Below are 21,693 nucleotides of genomic sequence, written 5' to 3' on the forward strand. Positions count from 1 at the left end.
CGGTTCCTCCCGGAGTGCGCGGGGGCGTGCGGGACGCCGCCGGGGCGCGGCGGAGAGGTTCGGGACGGGTCCCCGGCGAGGCCCGTCGTCCACAGGCACGTCCCGCTGTCGGTGGCGGCGGTTACGGTTTCCCCATGGCTGCCCGTACGAAGACCACCAAGGACCGTCCGTCCTACCGCTGCACCGAGTGCGGCTGGCAGACGGCCAAGTGGCTCGGCCGCTGCCCCGAGTGCCAGGCCTGGGGGACGGTCGAGGAGTACGGCACGCCCGCGGTCCGTACGACGGCACCGGGGCGCGTCACCACGTCCGCCCTGCCCATCGGCCAGGTCGACGGGCGTCAGGCCACCGCCCGCCCCACCGGCGTGCCCGAGCTGGACCGGGTCCTCGGCGGCGGACTCGTGCCGGGCGCGGTCGTCCTGCTGGCCGGCGAGCCGGGCGTGGGCAAGTCGACCCTCCTGCTGGACGTGGCGGCCAAGTCGGCGAGCGACGAACACCGCACGCTGTACGTGACGGGTGAGGAATCGGCCTCCCAGGTCCGCCTGCGCGCCGACCGCATCGGCGCCATCGACGACCATCTGTACCTGGCCGCCGAGACCGATCTGGCGGCGGTCCTGGGTCACTTGGACGCGGTGAAACCGTCTCTGCTGATCGTGGACTCCGTACAGACCGTGGCCTCCCCGGAGATCGACGGAGCGCCCGGCGGCATGGCCCAGGTCCGCGAGGTGGCCGGCGCCCTGATCCGCGCCTCCAAGGAACGCGGCATGTCCACGCTCCTGGTGGGCCATGTCACCAAGGACGGCGCGATCGCCGGCCCCCGGCTCCTCGAACACCTCGTGGACGTCGTGCTGAGCTTCGAGGGAGACCGCCACGCGCGCTTGCGCCTGGTGCGCGGCGTCAAGAACCGCTACGGCGCCACCGACGAGGTCGGCTGCTTCGAACTGCACGACGAGGGCATTACGGGCCTTACCGACCCAAGCGGACTTTTCCTGACCCGTCGTGACGAACCGGTACCGGGCACCTGTCTGACGGTCACCCTGGAGGGCCGCCGCCCCCTCGTCGCCGAAGTGCAGGCCCTCACCGTCGACTCGCAGATCCCCTCACCCCGCCGCACGACGTCCGGCCTGGAGACCTCCCGGGTCTCGATGATGCTGGCCGTCCTGGAGCAGCGCGGCAGGATCAGCGCCCTGGGCAAGCGGGACATCTACTCGGCGACGGTCGGCGGTGTCAAGCTCTCGGAGCCCGCCGCGGACCTGGCGATCGCCCTCGCCCTGGCCTCCGCCGCGAGCGACACCCCGCTGCCCAAGAACCTGGTCGCGATCGGCGAAGTCGGCCTCGCGGGCGAGGTCAGACGGGTCACGGGCGTTCAGCGCAGACTCTCGGAGGCACACCGTCTGGGCTTCACGCACGCGCTCGTGCCGGGCGATCCCGGCAAGATCCCCGCGGGCATGAAGGTCCTGGAAGTCGCGGACATAGGGGACGCCCTGCGGGTCCTGCCGCGCTCCCGTCGGCGAGACGCCCCACGGGAGGCGGAGGAGCGCCGGTAGACTTTGCCCTGGTCTCGCCCGTCCGTACGAAACGAGTGCGCGAAACGGGAACGTCCCAGACCTGTGACCGGAGGAGTGCAGTGGCAGCCAACGACCGGGCGGCAGCTCCCGGAAAGTCCGGTGGGAGTTCCGGTGCCGACGGCCTGATGCGGGCCGCGCTGAGCGCGGTGGCTCCCGGCACGGCACTGCGCGACGGCCTGGAGCGGATCCTTCGCGGCAACACCGGCGGACTCATCGTGCTGGGCTCCGACAAGACGGTCGAGTCCATGTGCACGGGCGGATTCGTCCTGGACGTGGAGTTCGCGGCCACGCGTCTGCGTGAGCTGTGCAAGCTCGACGGCGGCATCGTGGTCTCCTCCGACCTGTCGAAGATCCTCCGGGCCGGCGTCCAGCTGGTGCCGGACCCCACGATCCCCACGGAGGAGACGGGCACCCGGCACCGTACGGCGGACCGGGTCAGCAAGCAGGTCGGCTTCCCGATCGTCTCGGTCTCCCAGTCCATGCGGCTGATCGCCCTGTACGTCGACGGACAGCGACGCGTCCTGGAGGACTCCGCGGCGATCCTGTCCCGCGCGAACCAGGCGCTGGCGACCCTGGAGCGCTACAAGCTCCGCCTGGACGAGGTCGCGGGAACGTTGTCAGCGCTGGAGATCGAGGACCTGGTGACGGTCCGGGACGTCTCCGCGGTGGCCCAGCGTCTGGAGATGGTGCGTCGCATCGCCACCGAAATCGCCGAATACGTGGTCGAACTGGGCACGGACGGGCGACTGCTCGCCCTCCAGCTCGACGAGTTGATCGCGGGCGTGGAGCCGGAGCGCGAGCTGGTGGTCCGGGACTACGTGCCCGAGCCCACGGCCAAGCGCTCCCGCACGGTCGACGAGGCACTGTACGAGCTGAACGCGCTGAGCCACGCCGAACTCCTCGAACTGTCCACGGTGGCACGCGCGTTGGGCTACACCGGCTCTCCCGAGGCCCTCGACTCGGCGGTCTCGCCCCGCGGCTTCCGTCTGCTGGCGAAGGTGCCGCGGCTGCCCGGCGCCATCATCGACCGTCTCGTCGAGCACTTCGGCGGCCTCCAGAAGCTCCTCGCCGCGAGCGTCGACGACCTCCAGACGGTGGACGGCGTGGGCGAGGCACGGGCCCGCAGCGTCCGCGAGGGACTGTCCCGGCTGGCGGAGTCGTCGATCCTGGAGCGGTACGTCTAGACCGCCGGTCCCGGTACGTCTGGACCGGTCCGCGTAGATCCGGTCGGTCGTCGGCGGCCCGGGCGGTCTAGTCGGCGTTCAGCACGAACGACGTCTGTGCCTTGGCAAACCCCGGCGCCTTCGCCTCCACCAGATAGGTACCCGCTCCGGCCACTCCCGCCGGAGGCGTCGCGCACTCGGGGGCGCTCGGCTTGCGGTCCCACTTCACGGTGTAGGTGAAGCTGTTCCCGGCCGCCACCCGGTACAGCAGGCTCCCGGGAGTCTTCGGGCAGTCGGCGGACGACCAGTACGCGTCGTCGCCGCCCGTCTTGGTGATCGTCAACACCGCGGCCTTCGGGCCGAGATCGACCTTGCAGTCGCTCCCCGAGGCGTTCTTCGCGATCAGTTGGAACGTGGGCGTCTGGTCGGGCGAGTAGGAGTTCCGGACGCTGCGCAAGGTCAACGTGACCGCGCCGGGGGTGCAGTTGGGCAGGGTCGTCCCGGCCGGCAGCGTCGTCCCCGTACCGCTGCCGCCGCTGGCGCCCACGCCGCTGTCACTGCCGTTGGCGCCGTCGTCGGTGTCCCCGGCACCCGCCGCGTCACCGTCCGAGCCGCCGGACCCGGTGCCTCCGCCCGAGCCCGATCCCGACCCCGAGCCGGACCCGGTCCCGGAGCCGCTGGAGGTACCGGCGCTCGACTCGTCGCGGCCACCCGGGTTTTGGCTGATCGCGGGTCCCGATCCGGACGGCCCCGGCGTGATCGAGGAGGCGGGATTCTTGCCGCCGCCACCGTCGGCACCGTTCTTGCCGCCGCCCCCGCCCGAGGTCACCACCCACAGGGTCAGCAGAGCCAACAGGGCGAACACGGACAGCAGTACGACCCTCCGACGCCAGTAGATGGAGGAGGGAAGCGGCCCGACCGGATTGCGCAGTGATCCCACGGCGCAAACTGTACGAGAGATCGACGGCTTCGCCCGCCTCACCCGCCGCCTGGAGCGCAACTTTTCCGGATCATCATTCCGGAAACCGTTTCCCCCGTACCCGACTTCGGTCCGCACGGCAGCCCCTGCTTGCCGATCGCACCCGTTGCACCTCTGGCCACGGCCCCGGTCACCCGCCCAGGACGTGCCCCCGGGCCCCCCGCCCGGCCGAGTGGCGGTACGCGCGCGTGCCCCGGTTCGCATGGCAGGATCGGAAGGGCCATGACTGCGCCCACGAAGCCCCCACACCGCTCCCCCGCCCGCCCCGAAGCCGGCGAGGGCGTCGACGCCACCGCGACGGATCTGCACGCCCCGGTGATCGACTGGTTCGACGAGAACGCCCGTGACCTGCCCTGGCGGCGCCCCGAGGCCGGTGCATGGGGTGTGATGGTCAGCGAGTTCATGCTCCAGCAGACACCGGTCAGCCGTGTCCTGCCGGTCTACGAGCAGTGGCTCGCCCGCTGGCCGCGCCCCGCCGACCTGGCGGCGGAGGCCCCCGGCGAGGCCGTACGCGCGTGGGGGCGGCTCGGCTACCCGCGCCGCGCCCTGCGGCTGCACGGCGCGGCGGTGGCGATAACGGAACGGCACGGCGGCGACGTACCGTCGGGCCACGCGCAGCTCCTGGCGCTGCCCGGCATCGGTGAGTACACGGCCGCGGCCGTCGCCTCCTTCGCCTACGGGCAGCGGCACGCCGTCCTGGACACCAACGTCCGCCGCGTGTTCGCGCGCGCCGTCACGGGTGTGCGGTACCCGCCGAACGCCACCACGGCCGCCGAGCGCAAGCTGGCCCGCGCCCTGCTGCCCGACGACGAGCCGACCGCCGCCCGCTGGGCCGCCGCGTCCATGGAACTCGGCGCGCTCGTCTGCACGGCGAAGAACGAGACGTGCCCGCGCTGCCCGATCGCGGCGCGGTGTGCGTGGCGGCTCGCGGGCAAGCCGGAGCACGACGGACCGCCGCGCCGGGGCCAGACGTACGCGGGCACCGACCGTCAGGTCAGGGGCAAGCTGCTCGCCGTCCTGCGGGACGCGCACACCCCCGTGCCGCAGGCCGCCCTGGACCGGGTGTGGCACGAGCCGGTGCAGCGCGCGCGTGCGCTGGACGGCCTCGTCGCGGACGGACTCGTGGAGCCGCTCCCGGGCGGTTTGTACCGTCTGCCGTTGACCTGACGCATGGTCAGTTCACAGGTGGGTGGCTTCATCACGGCCGTCTCCGGGCCTTTGTCACACCCGACGGCCGGACGAATCACCTCATAGCCGAGCCATTCGGCCTGTGTCTCTACCCCAAACCTCTGTCCGTTACACAACCGACGGACAGCTGAGCGCTGGCCGCAGGCTGCCTCGGACAACGCCGTGACAACACCTCCGTAGCTTCCATTGCGTACCCGGCAGGACCACCGGGGCTACAGACCACAAGCAGTGAACCGGCGGCGCCAGTCCGCCGGTACGGGGAATCGGAGGCGGTTGACCATGGCACAGGGTGAGGTGCTCGAGTTCGAGGAATACGTCCGCACGCGGCAGGACGCGCTGCTGCGCAGCGCCCGTCGCCTGGTCCCGGACCCGGTCGACGCGCAGGACCTCCTGCAGACCGCGCTGGCCCGGACGTACGGCCGCTGGGACGGCATCGCGGACAAGCGGCTCGCGGACGCGTACCTGCGCCGGGTCATGATCAACACGCGTACCGAGTGGTGGCGGGCCCGCAAGCTCGAAGAGGTGCCGACCGAGCAGCTCCCGGACGCCCGCGTGGACGACTCCACCGAGCAGCACGCCGACCGCGCCCTGCTGATGGACGCGATGAAGGTGCTCGCTCCGAAGCAGCGCAGTGTCGTGGTGCTGCGACACTGGGAACAGATGTCCACGGAGGAGACGGCCGCCGCCCTCGGCATGTCGGCCGGAACGGTCAAGAGCACGCTGCACCGGGCGCTCGCCCGGCTCCGCGAGGAGCTGGAAGCCCGCGATCTGGACGCACGCGCGCTGGAGCGTGAGGAGCGGGAGCGTTGCGCGGCGGCCTGACCGAGGCCGGGCCCCCACCGGCCCGAAGCACCATCCAGGCGGCGATCACGGCGATGACCGTGCTCGCCGCCCTCGCCCTTTTCGTCTCCGCCTGCGCCACCGGCGGCACCGGCGCCCGTGACGAGGGTCCGGCCCACTCCGACGCCGTGGTCGGCGCCACCACCTCCCCGTCGTCCGTCTCCACCGGCCCCCCCGACCGGACGGAGGCGGTCCGGCTGATCAAGGACGACCCCGAGGTCTCGGCGGAGGTCAAGCGTGAGTTGCAGCCCTGTGTAGGCGACGAGTACCCGGTCGACGTGTCGTACGGCGACCTCACCGGCGGCAGCGGCGACGACATCATCGTCAACGTGCTCACCTGCGGTGACGTCGTCGGCATCGGCTCGTATGTGTACCGCAAGGACGACGGCGGCTACCGGAACGTGTTCCAGGCCGAGGAGCCTCCCGTCTACGCGGAGATGGACAGGGGTGACCTGGTGGTGACCAAGCAGGTGTACGAGAAGGGCGACCCGGTCTCCGAGCCGTCCGGTGAGAACGTGATCACGTACCGCTGGGCCTCGGGCCGCTTCGTGAAGGAGTACAGCTGGCACAACGACTACAGCAGCGTCGTCGGCGACGAACCGACGATGGCGCCGGAAACCGGCTGACCTGCCCGGACGCGGCCGGCCGAAGAATTTCTCCGGCGGCGTGAACCGATCGGGCCGCTCGTTCCGATCAATGGGTGGACGGGCGGGGACGGGCACAGACGGAAAGGCCGGGAAGGGCGGGCCGCGCGGAGTACCTCACGGAGGACCGCGGGAAGAACGGACGCGGATCGCGCGCGAAGTGAACGCTCCTCGCGCTCTGCGCGTCCAAGCAAGGGGCACACCCGACAGTCCACCGACAGGTGAGTGACGGGACGCGGGCGCAAGCCCGGCAGACTGACGACCCGCACGCACACGAGACCGCATACGAGAACTGAGAGCACCGGGATGGCAGACCAGACCCACGTCCTGTTCGTCGAGGACGACGACGTCATCCGCGAGGCCACCCAGCTCGCCCTCGAGCGGGACGGCTTCGTGGTCACCGCGATGCCCGACGGCCTGTCGGGCCTGGAGGCGTTCCGTGCCGACCGCCCCGACATCGCGCTGCTCGACGTCATGGTGCCCGGCCTGGACGGCGTGAGCCTGTGCCGGCGCATCCGGGACGAGTCCACCGTGCCGGTGATCATGCTGTCGGCGCGCGCCGACTCCATCGACGTCGTCCTCGGCCTGGAGGCCGGCGCCGACGACTACGTGACCAAGCCCTTCGACGGCGCCGTGCTCGTCGCCCGGATCCGCGCCGTGCTGCGCCGCTTCGGTCACGCGGGGGGCGGCGACCGCACCGAGCCCGAGGCGTCCACGGCCGGTGGTGTGCTGTCGTTCGGCGATCTGGAGATCGACACGGAGGGCATGGAGGTGCGCAGGGCCGGGCAGCCGGTCGCGCTCACCCCGACCGAGATGCGCCTGCTGCTGGAGTTCTCCTCCGCCCCCGGCACGGTCCTCTCACGCGACAAACTGCTGGAGCGGGTGTGGGACTACGGCTGGGGCGGCGACACCCGGGTCGTGGACGTCCATGTGCAGCGGCTGCGGACGAAGATCGGCCAGGACCGTATCGAGACGGTCCGCGGCTTCGGTTACAAGTTGAAGGCCTGAGCGGGGCAGGGGCAGGGGCAGGAGGATGCGGGGGATGATCCGGCAGCTGGTTCCGGCTCACAGGGAACGCGTGGGTATCCGTACCGGGTTGCGGTGGAAACTGAGCGCGGCGATCGCGCTGGTCGGCGCGTTGGTCGCGATCGCGCTCAGTCTCGTCGTGCACAACGCCGCACGGGTGTCCATGCTGGACAACGCGCGTGATCTGGCCGACGAGCGCGTCCAGATCGCGCAGCGCAACTACGAGCAGTCGGGGCGGCCGAACTTCCCCAACGCCAAGATCGACGACTCGCGACTGCCGCCGTCGTTGCAGGAGAAGGTCCGGGAGGGCCGCCGGGCCACCTTCGTCTCCGACCGCACGGGCGGCGTACCCGACATCTGGGCGGCCGTGCCGGTCAAGGGCGGGCATGTGCTGTCCCTGCACACCGGTTTCACCGACCGCAGCACGGACATCCTCAACGATCTCGACCAGGCCTTGGTGATCGGTTCCATCGCGGTCGTACTCGGCGGCAGCGCGCTCGGCGTGCTCATCGGCGGACAGCTCTCGCGCCGGCTGCGCAAGGCGGCGGCCGCGGCGAACCAGGTGGCCGGAGGCGAGTCGAACGTACGGGTGCGGGACGCCATCAGCGGCGTCGTGCGGGACGAGACCGACGATCTGGCGAGCGCGGTGGACGCCATGGCGGACACGCTCCAGGAGAGGCTGGAGGCCGAGCGCCGGGTCACCGCCGACATCGCGCACGAACTGCGCACCCCGGTGACGGGGCTGCTGACGGCCGCCGAACTGCTGCCGCCCGGCCGGCCGACCGAGCTGGTCCTGGACCGGGCGAAGGCCATGCGCACCCTGGTCGAGGACGTGCTGGAGGTGGCCCGTCTCGACGGCGCCTCGGAGCGGGCCGAACTACAGGACATCGTGCTGGGCGAGTTCGTGGCCCGACGGGTCGCGGCCAAGGACCCGGACGTCGAGGTGCGGGTGGTGCACGAGTCGATGGTCACGACCGACCCGCGGCGCCTGGAGCGTGTGCTGTTCAACCTGCTGGCCAACGCCGCCCGGCACGGCAAGCCACCGATCCAGGTCACCGTCGAGGGCCGGGTCATCCGGGTTCGTGACCACGGCCCCGGTTTCCCCGAGGACCTGCTCGCCGAAGGCCCCAGCCGCTTCCGCACGGGCAGCGCCGACCGGGCCGGGCACGGCCACGGGCTCGGACTCACCATCGCGGCGGGCCAGGCCCGGGTGCTCGGAGCCCGGCTGACCTTCCGCAACGTACGGCCCGCGGGAGCCCCTGAGCACATACCCGCCGAGGGCGCCGTCGCGGTCCTGTGGCTGCCCGAGCACGCGCCGACGAACACGGGAAGCTACCCGCTGATGCCGTGACGGCAGCCTCCCGGCACGGGGAGATCGCGCCGGCTCGTGGCGCGACCGGACCGCGCCTCGTGGCACGACCGGACCGCGCGGGCGCACCGCACGGCGGACACCGCGAGTGCTCCCCGCACGGCAGGACCGCGCCGGCTCCCGGCGGCCGACACCACACCGGCTCGCGGCACGGCGGGACGCGTCCAGGTCGACTTCCGGACCGGCCGGTCTCGGGCCATGGCCCCCTCGGCGCGGCCCCAACTGCCGTCGCCCGTCCACGGAACCGACCGTGGACGGGCTACCGGCAGGGCGACCGGCACTCCCCTCGCCACCGGGGCGGCGGCGCGTCGGCCCGGGCGGCACACAAACCCGCAGGCCCCCCGGGGCGGACACCGCCGGAGGGCCTGCGTGCACAGCTGGGTGGTGGTCAAACGGCGTCGACCAGGGGCGGCTGGCCGACCGCACCGTCGGCCGACTCCTCGCCGTCCTTCTGCGGACCCGCTCCCTTGAGCGGGACCTCCTTGACGAACACCGCCGCCACCAGCGCGATCACTGCCACCACGGCTCCGAGCAGGAAGGCCGAGTGGGTGCCGGAGGACACCGCGTACTGGTAGGCCTCCCGCGCTTCGGCGGGCAGCTTGGCCAGGCTGGCCGCGTCAAGCTGCGCGGAGTGCTCGGTGAGCTTCGAACCCAGCTCGCCGGCCCGCTCGGACATGACGTCCTGGACGCGGTTGTTGAACAGCGCGCCCATGATCGCGACGCCGAAGGAGGAACCGAGCGTACGGAAGAGGGTGGTGGACGAGGAGGCGACGCCCATGTCCTTCATCTCGACGCTGTTCTGCGCGACCAGCATCGTGATCTGCATGAGGCAGCCCATGCCGAGACCGACGACGGCCATGAACACACCGGAGGTGAGACGGCTGGTCCCGGTGTCCATGGTGGACAGCAGGTACAGGCCGATCACCATCGCGACGCTGCCGACCAGCGGGAAGATCTTGTACTTGCCGCTGTTGGTGGTCACCCGGCCCGCCACCATCGAGGTGACCAGCATGGCGCCGAGCATCGGCAGGAGCAGCAGACCGGAGTTGGTCGCGGAGGCGCCCTGCACCGACTGCTGGTAGAGCGGGAGGAAGAGGGTGGCGCCGAACATCACGAAGCCGGTGACGAAGCCGATGATCGACATCAGGGTGAAGTTGCGGCTGCGGAAGATGTGCAGCGGCACGATCGGCTCGGCGGCCCTGGTCTGCCAGAAGACGAACCCGATCAGCGAGGCGACGCCGATCGCGATGAGCTCCATGATCCGCGCGGACGACCAGGCGTACTCCGAGCCGCCCCAGGTGGTGACGAGGACGATGGAGGTGATGCCGACGGTCAGCAGGGTGGCGCCCAGGTAGTCGATCCGCGACTGCGAGCGCTTCTTCGGCAGGTGCAGCACGGCGCTGATGAGAGCCAGCGACACCACGCCGAGCGGCAGGTTGATGTAGAAGGACCAGCGCCAGCCCCAGTTGTCGGTGATGGTGCCGCCGACCAGCGGGCCGCCGATCATCGCGAGCGCCATGACGCCGGCCATCATGCCCTGGTACTTGCCGCGCTCCCGCGGCGGGATGAGGTCGCCGATGATCGCCATGACGCCGACCATCAGACCACCGGCGCCGAGGCCCTGGATCGCGCGGAAGCCGATCAGCTCGCCCATGTTCTGGGCCATGCCGCTCAGCGCGGAGCCGACCAGGAAGATCACGATCGAGGTCATGAAGGCGCCCTTGCGCCCGTACATGTCGCCGACCTTGCCCCAGATCGGGGTGGAGGCCGCGGTCGCGAGGGTGTACGCGGTCACGACCCATGCCAGGTGTTCGAGCCCGCCGAGTTCCCCGACGATCGTCGGCATCGCCGTGCCCACGATCATGTTGTCGAGCATCGCGAGCATCATCGTGATCATGAGCGCGAGCAGGACGACCCGCACGCTCCTGGGCTGTTTCTCCGGTTCGGTCTCGACTGTCTTCGTGTCCGCCATGCCTGCCACTCCCCTGGGCTTCCCCCCGAGCGGCCACTTACTTGCCGCCCGGCTAGTTCAGTACACTGGGAAGGTAGACCTGCAACTAGCCGGGCGTCAAGTAAGTTTCCGTATCGAACTAGCCGGACGGCAAGTTCGTTTCGCGGGAGCGCGAGGGACCACGAGAATGGACGTCACCATGGACGGCACGAAGCAGCGGCGGCGCGGCGACACCCGCCAGCGCATCCAGGACGTCGCGCTCGAACTCTTCGCCGAGCAGGGCTACGAGAAGACCTCTCTCCGCGAGATCGCGGAGCGTCTGGACGTCACCAAGGCGGCCCTGTACTACCACTTCAAGACCAAGGAAGAGATCATCGTCGGCATCTTCACGGATCTGACGAAGCCGATCGAGGACCTGATCGAGTGGGGCAGGAGCCAGCCGCACACCCTGGACACCAAGCAGGAACTCGTACGGCGCTACAGCCGGGCCCTGTCGGAGGCGACCCCGCTCTTCCGCTTCATGCAGGAGAACCAGGCGACGGTGCGGGAACTGCAGATCGGCGACTCGTTCAAGGACCGCATGCGAGGCCTGCGCGACATCATCATCGACCCGGAGGCCCCCCTCGCCGACCAGGTCCGCTGCGTGAGCGCCATCTTCACGCTGCACGCCGGCATGTTCTTCCTCCACGACCTCGAAGGCGACCCCGAGGACAAGCGTGCAGCCGTCCTCGAGGTCGCCGTCGATCTGGTGACGCAGGCGCACCAGGGCGCCTGATCACCTCACGTCAGACCTTCACGCCCTTGGCGCGCAGGAAGGTGACCGGGTTGATCGCCGAACCGTAGTTCGCGGTCTTGCGGATCTCGAAGTGCAGGTGGGGACCGCTGGAGTTGCCGGTGTTGCCGGACAGGGCGATCTTCTGACCCGTCTTGACTATCTGGCCGACCTTCACGTTGATGCGCGAGAGGTGGGCGTACTGCGAGTAGACGCCGTTGGCGTGCTTGATCACGATGGCGTTGCCGTAGGCGGGGCCGTCGCCGGCGCCGTTGCCACCGGCCTTGACCACGGTGCCGCCGTGCGCGGCCATGACCTTGGTGCCGCTCGGCACGGCGAAGTCCTGACCGCTGTGGGTGGACTGCCACATCGCGCCGGCCTGGGCGTAGCCCGCGGACAGCGTGTACTTCTTCACCGGGTCGATCCAGGAAGTGGCCGAGGCGGCCGTCTTGGCGGCGGCAGGCGCGGCGGCGGGCGCAGCGGCGGACGCCACTCCGGTCCCCAGCACGACCGAGGCGCCCAGGGCGACGGCGCCGACGGCCACGCGAGTGCGGAGCTGGGACGTACGGGAAGAACGGAACGTGACGCGCTGGAACATCGAAGACCTCATGGGGACGGGGACAGGAGAAACCACCCGGCGTGAACCTCCGCCGAAGTGGCCATCCCTTGGTAACCCCGGGGCCCACATAGGCCCAAACGTGTGATCTACGACGGAACCTAGTACTTCACCCCAAAACTTCCCACTTCTTGACAGAACCCTCTTTCCGGACAGAGCCGACACTCGCCCACTCCACGGGCCTGAACGGGGATCGAGCCTCCGAGCTCATTCGTCCCTTTTAGTCCGATTTGGGTTACGACTAATCGACCTAGTAGGGGCCGGAACGCCTGTGCGCCATGTCACCGGCCGTCCCCTGCAAGGGACTTCGGAATGTGACGGCGACTACTCCCTTGCCTCGCAAGGCACTTGTGACCCCGCTCACGTTCGCATGCAGGGGTCTGTGATCAGGCTCTCATCGGCCTCTACCGTCCAGTAACCCGCTGGTTCCCCCCAGTCCACCCCCAGCGATCAGCATGCTCACGACCCGGCAGCGCAAGGACGCGAGAGGACCCCTACATGACCAGAGGCAGCTGGACCCGCCGTATCGCCATGACCGCCGTGGCGACGGCAGCCGTCACGGCGATGGCCGTACCGGTCGGCGCCCAGGCCGCGACGGCCACCGGCACCTCCGCCGTCGCCGCCGCGGCCGCCGCCGAGGACGTCGACTACGCCACCTGGCAGCAGGACTGCCAGGCCGTGATGAACCAGGCCCTGCCGACGCTGAAGCAGCGCATCGCCGCCACCAAGCCGGGTGAGAAGCAGGCGATCGTCTTCGACATCGACAACACCACCCTGGAGACCGACTTCGGCTTCAGCTACCCCCAGCCGGCCAACAAGCCGGTTCTCGACGTGGCCAGGTACGCCCAGGAGCACGGCGTCTCCCTGTTCTTCGTCACCGCCCGCCCGGGCATCATCTCCGGGGTGACCGACTACAACCTCAAGCACGTCGGCTACCAGGTCTCCGGCCTCTACGTGCGCGGCTTCATCGACCTCTTCAAGGACGTCGCCGCCTACAAGACCGCCCAGCGCGTCGCCATCGAGTCCAAGGGCTACACGATCATCGCGAACATCGGCAACAGCACCACCGACCTCTCGGGCGGCCACGCCGAGACGACGTACAAGCTTCCGGACTACGACGGCCAGCTGTCGTAAGTCCCGGCAGGGCCGTGCGGTACCCGCGTGACGCCCGTGCGGTACCCGCACCGCGCATGCGAAAGGGGCCGGTGCTGTGAAGCACCGGCCCCTTTCTGCGCTCAACCCCGAGGGGTCAGGCTTCCTTGCTCAGGTTCGGTCCGGCGCCGCCGGCCGCCTGCTCGATCGGAGGGACGTCGGGCAGTGCCGACTTCTCCTCGCCGCGGAAGGTGAAGGTCTGGGTCTCGCCCTCGCCCTCCGTGCCGACGACCACGATGTGACCGGGGCGCAGCTCGCCGAAGAGGATCTTCTCCGAGAGCGTGTCCTCGATCTCGCGCTGGATCGTTCGACGCAGCGGCCGCGCGCCCAGGACGGGGTCGTAACCCTTCTTGGACAGCAGCTCCTTGGCGGCCTGGGAGAGCTCGATGCCCATGTCCCGGTCCTTGAGGCGCTCGTCGACCTTGCCGACCATCAGGTCGACGATCTTGAGGATGTCCTCCTGCGTCAGCTGCGGGAAGACGACCACGTCGTCGACGCGGTTGAGGAACTCGGGCCGGAAGTGCTGCTTGAGCTCGTCCGAGACCTTGTTCTTCATGCGCTCGTAGTTCGACTTCTTGTCGCCCGAGGCCGCGAAGCCCAGGTTGAAGCCCTTGGAGATGTCCCGGGTGCCGAGGTTGGTCGTCATGATGATGACCGTGTTCTTGAAGTCCACGACCCGGCCCTGGGAGTCGGTCAGACGACCGTCCTCCAGGATCTGGAGCAGCGAGTTGAAGATGTCCGGGTGGGCCTTCTCGACCTCGTCGAAGAGGACGACGGAGAACGGCTTGCGGCGGACCTTCTCGGTCAGCTGGCCGCCCTCCTCGTAACCCACGTATCCGGGGGGCGAACCGAAGAGCCGCGACACCGTGTGCTTCTCGCTGAACTCCGACATGTCGAGGGAGATCAGCGCGTCCTCGTCACCGAAGAGGAACTCGGCGAGCGCCTTGGACAGCTCGGTCTTACCGACACCGGACGGGCCGGCGAAGATGAACGAACCACCGGGACGCTTCGGGTCCTTGAGGCCCGCACGTGTACGACGGATCGCCTTCGACAGCGCCTTGACGGCGTCGACCTGGCCGATGACCCGCTTGTGGAGCTCGTCCTCCATGCGCAGCAGGCGGCTCGACTCCTCCTCGGTCAGCTTGAAGACCGGGATGCCGGTGGCGGTCGCGAGGACCTCGGCGATCAGCTCGCCGTCGACCTCGGCGACGACGTCCATGTCGCCGGCCTTCCACTCCTTCTCCCGCTTGGCCTTGGCGGCCAGGAGCTGCTTCTCCTTGTCGCGGAGGGAGGCGGCCTTCTCGAAGTCCTGCGAGTCGATCGCGGACTCCTTGTCGCGGCGGACGCCGGCGATCTTCTCGTCGAACTCGCGCAGGTCCGGCGGCGCGGTCATCCGGCGGATGCGCATCCGGGAACCGGCCTCGTCGATCAGGTCGATCGCCTTGTCCGGCAGGAAGCGGTCCGAGATGTACCGGTCGGCCAGGGTGGCGGCCTGGACCAGCGCCTCGTCGGTGATCGAGACCCGGTGGTGCGCCTCGTACCGGTCACGCAGACCCTTGAGGATCTCGATCGTGTGCGGCAGGGACGGCTCCGCGACCTGGATGGGCTGGAAGCGGCGCTCGAGGGCCGCGTCCTTCTCCAGGTGCTTGCGGTACTCGTCCAGCGTGGTCGCACCGATGGTCTGGAGCTCACCGCGGGCCAGCATTGGCTTCAGGATCGAAGCGGCGTCGATGGCGCCCTCGGCGGCACCCGCACCGACCAGCGTGTGCAGCTCGTCGATGAACAGGATGATGTCGCCGCGGGTGCGGATCTCCTTGAGGACCTTCTTCAGGCGCTCCTCGAAGTCACCGCGGTAGCGGGAGCCGGCGACCAGGGCGCCGAGGTCCAGGGTGTAGAGGTGCTTGTCCTTGAGGGTCTCGGGCACCTCGCCCTTGACGATGGCCTGGGCGAGGCCTTCGACGACGGCGGTCTTGCCGACGCCGGGCTCACCGATCAGGACCGGGTTGTTCTTGGTGCGGCGGGAGAGCACCTGCATGACCCGCTCGATCTCCTTCTCGCGCCCGATGACCGGGTCGAGCTTGGACTCACGAGCGGCCTGGGTGAGGTTCCGGCCGAACTGGTCGAGGACCAGGGACGTCGAGGGCGTGCCCTCGGCAGGGCCGCCACTGGCGCCGGCGGTCTCCTTGCCCTGGTAACCGGAGAGCAGCTGGATGACCTGCTGCCGCACCCGGTTCAGATCTGCGCCCAGCTTGACGAGGACCTGGGCGGCGACGCCCTCGCCCTCGCGGATCAGGCCGAGCAGGATGTGCTCCGTGCCGATGTAGTTGTGTCCCAGCTGAAGGGCCTCGCGGAGCGACAGCTCCAGGACCTTCTTGGCACGGGGGGTGAAGGGGATGTGCCCGGACGGGGCCTGCTGGCCCTGGCCGATGATCTCCTCCACCTGCTGGCGGACCGCCTCGAGCGAAATCCCGAGGCTCTCAAGGGCCTTGGCGGCGACACCCTCACCCTCGTGGATCAGGCCCAGGAGGATGTGCTCGGTGCCGATGTAGTTGTGGTTGAGCATCCGGGCTTCTTCCTGAGCCAGGACGACAACCCGCCGCGCGCGGTCGGTGAACCTCTCGAACATCGTTAATCGCTCCTCAGAGCGGTCAGGCAGTGGGGGGAACTTCCCCTCTCTGTCCTTCCGCAGCTTAGTCCCGCAAGCGGGGACCGCTCATTCCAACTGCCGACACCGTCGATGGCCTCCTGACCCCGAACGCCGACATCTGCTCCAACCCGATGGTGCGAGACGATGTTCCCGCAGGCCAGGCAGTTACCCCAGTCGCCAGTACGCCGATGGCGAACGTGAGACGGCCTTTCCTGCGTGTCGCCCCCTCCCACTAGGGATGTCTTACCCGCTGCAACCGACAGTCCATGCCGTGCGCACCGGTCCCCTCCGCTACGGGCGAACAACCTTGCGCCTCCCGACACCCCCACACGCCCCGTTTGTCGACACAGCGCGCATCCGTTCAAACACCCAGCGTAACCCGCGGGCCTTTTCGACGGTTGCACTTGGCATGGTTGGCTCCGTCCCGCCGGCTGTCTGCCCGGCCGCCGCTGCGATCCTCACGGTCCCCCTCCCCCGACGGCCGCTCGATCCGGACGGTCCGGACGCTCCGGCCGACCTGATCCGCGGCTGGTACGAGAACGAACTGGGCTGGCCGACGGTGCCCGGGGAGCCGGTACGACTTTTGGTGGGCGAACGCTTCGACGTGCTGGACGTGCCCGCCGAGGCGGGCCTCGCGGCGTTGCGGCGACTCGCGCCGGACTCGCCCGTGGCCCTGTGGGGCGACCGGATGCGGCTGCTGGTGGCGGCGGGCGGCGCGGAGGAGGTGCCGGGGATCCTGCGGTGGCTGGAGTGGGGCGCGCTGCCACTGGATCTGACGGCTATCGGCGCGGGCGAACTCGTCGAGGCACCGCTGCCGCCCTCCGGCGAAAGCCCCGGCGAAGACGCCGGCGAGGGCCCCTGCCGGGGGCAGGGCCGCGGTGCGGGCCCGCACCGTCCCGGGCCGGTGCAGGGGGCCGCTGTCTGGCTGCGGCCCCCCGTGGCAGGTCGCGAGGCCGAGGCCTCGCTGCCGACGATGTCGGCGCTTGGGGGCGTTGGAGGCGCCCCCGATCTCGTACGGCTGGTGGACACGCTGGCGACGCACTGTCACCGTGTCCGGCTGCGGCGCGCGAGCGCTCAGCCGTTGGCCTTCTCGTAAGCCTCGCGAATGGACGCGGGAACGCGGCCGCGGTCATTGACCTCGTGGCCGTTCTCCTTGGCCCACGCACGGATCTGGGCGGTGTCCTGGCTGCCACCGGTGGCGGCGCGCGCCTTTCCACGCCCACCCGCAGCACGGCCACCGGTACGACGGCCGCCCTTCACGTAGGGCTCGAGAAGTCCACGGAGCTTGTCCGCATTGGTAGTCGTGAGATCGATCTCGTACGTCTTGCCGTCCAGCGCGAACGTAACGGTCTCGTCCGCCTCGCCGCCGTCGAGGTCGTCGACAAGAAGGACCTGAACCTTCTGTGCCACCGGATTTCCTTTCATCGAAAACGTGAGGGCCGGGGGGTCCGCGGCGTCCGCCGTTTAGCCGCGCCCTGTTATATGCAGTACAGCAGTACGTCGGAAAGCAAACCGCTTTTGCTGGGAAAACACAAACCCCCGGCGGAGGCCCGCAGCCCGCTCCTCGCCCGGAAACGTGCGCGTTTCGGACATAGGGACCGCGGGCAAGGCGGGTCTGTGTGAATGGACGGCGACGATCACAGATGCAGAAGCATCCGACTGTTGCCCAAGGTGTTCGGTTTCACTCGTTCGAGTCCGAGGAACTCCGCGACGCCCTCGTCATAGGAACGCAGCAGCTCCGCGTAGACATCGGTGTCGACCGGCGTCTCACCGATCTCCACGAAGCCGTGCTTGCCGAAGAAGTCGACTTCGAAGGTCAGGCAGAAAACGCGTCGAACCCCGAGCCAGCGCGCGGTGTGGAGCAACTTCTCCAACAACTGGTGCCCGATGCCCGCGCCCTTCAGCCCGGGCTTCACCGCGAGAGTGCGGACTTCCGCCAGGTCTTCCCACATCACGTGCAGGGCGCCGCAGCCGACCACCTCGGCGTTGTCGTCGCGTTCGGCGACCCAGAACTCCTGGATGTCCTCGTAAAGCGTCACCGTCGCTTTGTCGAGCAGGATGCCGCCGCGGACGTGGGCGTCAAGGAGACGGCGCACGGCGGCGACATCGCCGGTCCGGGCCCGGCGGACGGTGATGGCTTTAGCGGTGACTCCGGGGTTCTCGGCCGAGGGACTCTCTGCTGACATGTGCGGACGCTATCGCCCGTCGTCCTCCGTCGCCGAGCCGGGGTTCTCACCGGTACTCCGCGTACTCTCCGGACTGCCCCCCGTCGCGGGTTCGGTAGTTTCCGGACCCTGGACCATGCGTACGGCGTCGCGCAGGGAGTACCGCTGTTCCTCGCTCATCATCCCGAAGAAGGCGACGAGAGCGGCGGCGGGGTTGTCGCTCTGGGCCCAGGCGTCGTTCATGAGGGCGGCCGCGTAGGCGGCCCGGGTCGAGACCGCCTCATATCGATAGGCCCGGCCTTCTGCTTCACGGCGCACCCAGCCCTTCTGATGGAGATTGTCCAAAACGGTCATCACCGTGGTGTACGCGATGGACCGTTCCTGCTGAAGGTCTTCCAGGACTTCTCGAACGGTCACCGGGCGGTTCCACTTCCACACCCGCGTCATGACCGCGTCTTCGAGTTCTCCCAATGGGCGAGGCACAGCTCAGAACAATAGTGGGAGATCTCGCCAATCGCGTGCCGGACGTGCGCTTTCATCGGCAAACGGGAACAAAAAGGGCGTGCGGCCCCGAAAGGAGCCGCACGCCCGGCGGTGCGGAAGGGTGGCGGGCGGGTCAGGCGTCGGAGGCCTGACGGGCGCCGTCCGCGCGCGCGAGGACGGCGTCGACGGCCGCGTCCTCCTTGGCCTTGTTGGCGCCGCCCTGGGTCTTCACGATCACCCTGATCACACCGATGAAGAACACGGCCATGACGACGGGAGGCACGAGCGCGGAGACGTAGTCCATGGATCCAGGGTAGCCACGACGGAACGGGGAATCGGTGCGGGGTCGCCCGTGTCAGCCCGCCGCCAGCCGCTGCCGCTCCGGATGGGCGGGCGGCGGGGTGGGCCTGCGGCGCGGGAAGACCTCGCCCGGAGTGGGGACGGGCCGCCGGGCGGGCTCCGGGGCCGGCTCGACGGGAACCGGGCCGGGGGCGGGCGTGGCGGGCTTCCCGGCGGGTTTCCTGCGCGGCTCCTCGCCCGGGCGGGCGCCGGGATCGTCCGCGGCGACGGCCGAGCGGGCGCGACCGTCGCCGCAGAGGCCCCCGGGAAGGGCCAGAAGCCGGGTACGGGACGCCGGGACGGTGGGGGCGGCCTCCGAGTCCCGGCGTGCCGCCCGGCGGGCCAGACGGGCACGTACGTCCCGTTCGGCGAGCGCCTGACAGCGGCCCAGGAGCGCGGCGGCCGTGGGGTTGCCGCGCAGGGCGCGGAGGGCGGCGAGGTCGTCGGGCTCGGGCCGGTAGCCGGTCGGCAGCACCTCCTCGAGGAGCGCGAGGTACCCGGCGGCCGTGCCGGGGAGGGCGGCGCGGTACCGGGCGAGGTCGGCCACCAGGAAGGCCCGCAGGCGGGCGGCCTCGCGCATCGCCTCGTCGAGGGACTCGGCGAGGCGATGACAGTCCTGGATGTCCTCGGCAGAGACGGGACCGGGGTGGAGGGCTAGGGCGAGGGAGCGACGGAGCACACGCAGCTCCTCCGTACCGAACGCCATGCCGCCGCGGGATCCGTAGGGCGTGGGCATGCCGTGACCATACGCGCTAATCAGACAAATTCGACATAGGGGACGGGCGTGGCGCGTCCACAATCCGCCCTGGTGGCCCTGCCTCCGGGATCACCGCCCCCCGCCCTGGTGGCCCTGCCTCCGGGATCACCCGCCCCAGCGCGCCCCGACCCGCCCGCCTTCTCCCGCCTCGGGCCGCTCCCGCCCGCCCTCGGACGCCCTTGTGCGCCTCCGCTCGTCCGCGGAGGCGCATGCCGCTCACATGCGCGAGACGTTCCGCTCGTACACCAGGCGCAGTCCGATCAGCGTCAGCCACGGCTCGTGCTCGTCGATCACGGAGGACTCGCCGAGCACCGTCGGTGCCAGCCCGCCCGTCGCGATCACCGTGACCTCGTCCGGGTCGTCCGCCAGCTCGCGGGCCATCCGGGTCACCACGCCGTCGACCTGGCCGGCGAACCCGTAGACGATCCCGGACTGCATCGCCTCGACCGTGTTCTTGCCGATCACGCTCCGCGGCCGGGCCACCTCGATCTTGCGCAGCTGCGCGGCCTTGACGCCCAGTGCCTCGACGGAGATCTCGATGCCAGGGGCGATGACGCCGCCGACGTACTCCCCGCGCGCGCTGACCGCGTCGAACGTCGTCGCCGTACCGAAGTCGACGACGATCGCCGGGCCGCCGTAGAGCTCGTTCGCCGCGACCGCGTTGATGATGCGGTCGGCGCCGACCTCCTTGGGGTTGTCGAAGAGGATCGGCACACCCGTCTTCACGCCGGGTTCGACCAGCACGGCGGGCACGTCGCCGTAGTAGCGCCGGGTCACCTCGCGCAGTTCGTGCAGCACGGAGGGCACGGTCGCGCAGATCGCGATCCCGTCGATGCCGTCGCCCAGTTCGTCGCCGAGGAGCGGGTGCATCCCCATCAGCCCTTGCAGGAGCACGGCCAGTTCGTCCGCGGTGCGGCGGGAATCGGTGGAGATCCGCCAGTGCTCGACGATGTCCTCACCGTCGAACAGGCCGAGCACGGTGTGCGTGTTGCCCACGTCGATCGTCAGCAGCATGGCCGGTCCCCGTTCCCTACTCCGCCGCCCGCAGATCCAGACCGATGTCCAGGATCGGCGAGGAGTGCGTCAGGGCGCCGACGGCGAGGAAGTCGACGCCGGTGTCGGCATACGCCTTGGCGTTGTCGAGGGTCAGCCGGCCGGACGCCTCCAGCAGCGCGCGCCCGCCGACGACGCCGACGGCCTCCGCGCACTCCCCGGGCGTGAAGTTGTCCAGCAGGATCAGGTCGGCGCCGGCGTCGACCACCTCCCGCAGCTGGTGCAGGGTGTCGACCTCGACCTCGATCGGGACGTCCGGGAACGTCTCCCGTACGGCCTCGAAGGCCTGGGCGACGCCGCCCGCGGCGACCACGTGGTTGTCCTTGACCAGCGCCGCGTCGGACAGCGACATGCGGTGGTTGACGCCTCCGCCGCAGCGGACGGCGAACTTCTCCATGGAGCGCAGACCCGGTGTCGTCTTACGGGTGTCCCGCACGCGTGCCTTGGTGCCCTCCAGGGCGTCCGCCCACGCGCGCGTGGCGGTGGCGATGCCGGACAGCCGGCACAGCAGGTTGAGCGCGCTGCGCTCGGCGGTGAGCAGGTCACGCGTGCGCGTGGTGACGGACAGCAGCGTCTGGCCGGCCTCCACGCGGTCGCCGTCCTCCACGTGCCGCTCGACCTCGAACTCGTCCGTGCAGACGACCGAGACGACCGCCTCGGCGATCCTGAGGCCCGCCACCACGCCCGCCTCGCGCGCGGTGAAGTCGGCGGTGGCGACCGCCTCCTCGGGAATGGTCGCGACGGTGGTCACGTCGACGCCGTGGGCCAGGTCCTCCTGGATGGCGACGTTGGCGATGTCCTCGACCTCCACGGGGTCGAGTCCGGCGTCGGACAGCAGCTGGGCGAGCGCGGGGTCGAGCCCGCACTCGGCGTATTCGGCGTATCCCTCGCCGGCGAAGTCGGTGTCCGCGTCGGTGCCGCAGGCACAGGCGTCGCCGCAGCCGCCGCTCCGGGCGAGGGGAAGGTCGGGGGTGCTCACGTCTG

At 70.1% G+C, this 21,693-nt stretch carries 21 protein-coding genes; 10 read left to right on the top strand and 11 right to left on the bottom strand.

The genetic code is table 11. The annotated features are described in order from the left end of the window. Positions 1-134: 134 nt before the first annotated feature. Together radA and disA are read left to right on the top strand one after the other, a co-directional pair. Entirely contained in the window at positions 135-1,544 is a 1,410-nt protein-coding gene (gene radA / locus OG440_RS15940; protein WP_406007487.1) for a DNA repair protein RadA, read from the top strand. An 80-nt stretch (positions 1,545-1,624) separates the two neighbouring features. Continuing rightward, a complete protein-coding gene (gene disA, locus OG440_RS15945) occupies positions 1,625-2,749 on the top strand; it encodes a DNA integrity scanning diadenylate cyclase DisA (RefSeq protein WP_054241725.1) in 1,125 nt (374 codons plus the stop codon). Between the two features lie 67 nt (positions 2,750-2,816). Here disA and OG440_RS15950 read toward each other — a convergent pair whose 3' ends face one another. Further along, the gene (locus OG440_RS15950) at positions 2,817-3,668 is read right to left on the bottom strand and encodes a hypothetical protein (RefSeq protein ID WP_406007488.1); all 852 of its coding nucleotides are present in this window, start codon (positions 3,666-3,668) and stop codon (positions 2,817-2,819) included. A gap of 261 nt (positions 3,669-3,929) precedes the next feature. On the opposite strand from OG440_RS15950, the gene OG440_RS15955 reads away from it, so the two are divergent. The 5 genes from OG440_RS15955 to cseC all read left to right on the top strand — a co-directional run bounded on the left by OG440_RS15955 (position 3,930) and on the right by cseC (position 8,756). After that, positions 3,930-4,874 carry an A/G-specific adenine glycosylase gene (locus OG440_RS15955; RefSeq protein WP_406007489.1) on the top strand — a complete coding sequence of 315 codons (945 nt, stop codon included), beginning with the start codon at positions 3,930-3,932 and terminating at the stop codon, positions 4,872-4,874. Positions 4,875-5,174: 300 nt separating this feature from the next. Beyond that, on the top strand, positions 5,175-5,717 hold the full coding sequence (locus tag OG440_RS15960; protein ID WP_020132466.1) for a SigE family RNA polymerase sigma factor: 543 nt from the start codon (positions 5,175-5,177) through the stop codon (positions 5,715-5,717). Beyond that, the gene (locus OG440_RS15965) at positions 5,702-6,361 is read left to right on the top strand and encodes a hypothetical protein (protein ID WP_406007490.1); all 660 of its coding nucleotides are present in this window, start codon (positions 5,702-5,704) and stop codon (positions 6,359-6,361) included. Before OG440_RS15960 ends, OG440_RS15965 begins: the two co-directional genes overlap by 16 nt. A 324-nt stretch (positions 6,362-6,685) precedes the next feature. Further along, complete coding sequence (gene cseB, locus OG440_RS15970; RefSeq protein ID WP_406007491.1) at positions 6,686-7,387, top strand: two-component system response regulator CseB; 702 nt, start codon at positions 6,686-6,688, stop codon at positions 7,385-7,387. Between the two features lie 25 nt (positions 7,388-7,412). Next, positions 7,413-8,756 carry a two-component system sensor histidine kinase CseC gene (gene cseC / locus OG440_RS15975; protein WP_406007492.1) on the top strand — a complete coding sequence of 448 codons (1,344 nt, stop codon included), beginning with the start codon at positions 7,413-7,415 and terminating at the stop codon, positions 8,754-8,756. Positions 8,757-9,162: 406 nt separating this feature from the next. Here cseC and OG440_RS15980 read toward each other — a convergent pair whose 3' ends face one another. Beyond that, the gene (locus tag OG440_RS15980) at positions 9,163-10,746 is read right to left on the bottom strand and encodes an MDR family MFS transporter (RefSeq protein ID WP_406007493.1); all 1,584 of its coding nucleotides are present in this window, start codon (positions 10,744-10,746) and stop codon (positions 9,163-9,165) included. A 166-nt stretch (positions 10,747-10,912) separates the two neighbouring features. Between OG440_RS15980 and OG440_RS15985 the strand changes: the two genes are divergently transcribed. Further along, the gene (locus tag OG440_RS15985) at positions 10,913-11,500 is read left to right on the top strand and encodes a TetR/AcrR family transcriptional regulator (RefSeq protein ID WP_406007494.1); all 588 of its coding nucleotides are present in this window, start codon (positions 10,913-10,915) and stop codon (positions 11,498-11,500) included. Positions 11,501-11,510: 10 nt separating this feature from the next. Here OG440_RS15985 and OG440_RS15990 read toward each other — a convergent pair whose 3' ends face one another. Then, complete coding sequence (locus OG440_RS15990; RefSeq protein ID WP_406007495.1) at positions 11,511-12,095, bottom strand: M23 family metallopeptidase; 585 nt, start codon at positions 12,093-12,095, stop codon at positions 11,511-11,513. Between the two features lie 516 nt (positions 12,096-12,611). On the opposite strand from OG440_RS15990, the gene OG440_RS15995 reads away from it, so the two are divergent. Next, positions 12,612-13,247: an HAD family acid phosphatase gene (locus OG440_RS15995; RefSeq protein ID WP_406007496.1), complete on the top strand. Its 636-nt coding sequence runs from the start codon at positions 12,612-12,614 to the stop codon at positions 13,245-13,247. A 115-nt stretch (positions 13,248-13,362) separates the two neighbouring features. On the opposite strand, the gene OG440_RS16000 is transcribed toward OG440_RS15995, so the two are convergent. After that, positions 13,363-15,891: an ATP-dependent Clp protease ATP-binding subunit gene (locus OG440_RS16000; RefSeq protein ID WP_406007497.1), complete on the bottom strand. Its 2,529-nt coding sequence runs from the start codon at positions 15,889-15,891 to the stop codon at positions 13,363-13,365. Positions 15,892-16,321: 430 nt separating this feature from the next. Here OG440_RS16000 and OG440_RS16005 point away from each other — a divergent pair, with 430 nt between their 5' ends. Further along, positions 16,322-17,008 carry an SCO3374 family protein gene (locus OG440_RS16005; RefSeq protein ID WP_406007498.1) on the top strand — a complete coding sequence of 229 codons (687 nt, stop codon included), beginning with the start codon at positions 16,322-16,324 and terminating at the stop codon, positions 17,006-17,008. Here OG440_RS16005 and OG440_RS16010 read toward each other — a convergent pair. The 7 genes from OG440_RS16010 to nadC all read right to left on the bottom strand — a co-directional run bounded on the left by OG440_RS16010 (position 16,987) and on the right by nadC (position 21,688). Beyond that, a complete protein-coding gene (locus OG440_RS16010; protein ID WP_351764850.1) occupies positions 16,987-17,322 on the bottom strand; it encodes an Lsr2 family protein in 336 nt (111 codons plus the stop codon). The genes OG440_RS16005 and OG440_RS16010 overlap by 22 nt on opposite strands. A gap of 227 nt (positions 17,323-17,549) precedes the next feature. Beyond that, positions 17,550-18,098 (bottom strand): amino-acid N-acetyltransferase, encoded by a 549-nt coding sequence (locus OG440_RS16015; protein WP_406007499.1) that lies wholly within the window; start codon positions 18,096-18,098, stop codon positions 17,550-17,552. A gap of 9 nt (positions 18,099-18,107) precedes the next feature. Then, positions 18,108-18,548, bottom strand: a complete 441-nt coding sequence (locus tag OG440_RS16020) for a BlaI/MecI/CopY family transcriptional regulator (RefSeq protein WP_406007500.1) — start codon at positions 18,546-18,548, stop codon at positions 18,108-18,110. Positions 18,549-18,693: 145 nt separating this feature from the next. Next, the gene (locus tag OG440_RS16025; protein ID WP_406007501.1) at positions 18,694-18,864 is read right to left on the bottom strand and encodes a hypothetical protein; all 171 of its coding nucleotides are present in this window, start codon (positions 18,862-18,864) and stop codon (positions 18,694-18,696) included. A 51-nt stretch (positions 18,865-18,915) separates the two neighbouring features. Next, positions 18,916-19,605, bottom strand: a complete 690-nt coding sequence (locus OG440_RS16030) for a hypothetical protein (RefSeq protein WP_406011370.1) — start codon at positions 19,603-19,605, stop codon at positions 18,916-18,918. A gap of 267 nt (positions 19,606-19,872) precedes the next feature. After that, complete coding sequence (locus OG440_RS16035) at positions 19,873-20,670, bottom strand: type III pantothenate kinase (RefSeq protein ID WP_406007502.1); 798 nt, start codon at positions 20,668-20,670, stop codon at positions 19,873-19,875. Positions 20,671-20,686: 16 nt separating this feature from the next. Beyond that, complete coding sequence (gene nadC / locus OG440_RS16040) at positions 20,687-21,688, bottom strand: carboxylating nicotinate-nucleotide diphosphorylase (protein ID WP_406007503.1); 1,002 nt, start codon at positions 21,686-21,688, stop codon at positions 20,687-20,689. Positions 21,689-21,693 lie beyond the last annotated feature (5 nt).

The sequence above is a fragment of the Streptomyces sp. NBC_00637 genome (genome assembly GCF_045161545.1).
GTDB lineage: Bacteria > Actinomycetota > Actinomycetes > Streptomycetales > Streptomycetaceae > Streptomyces.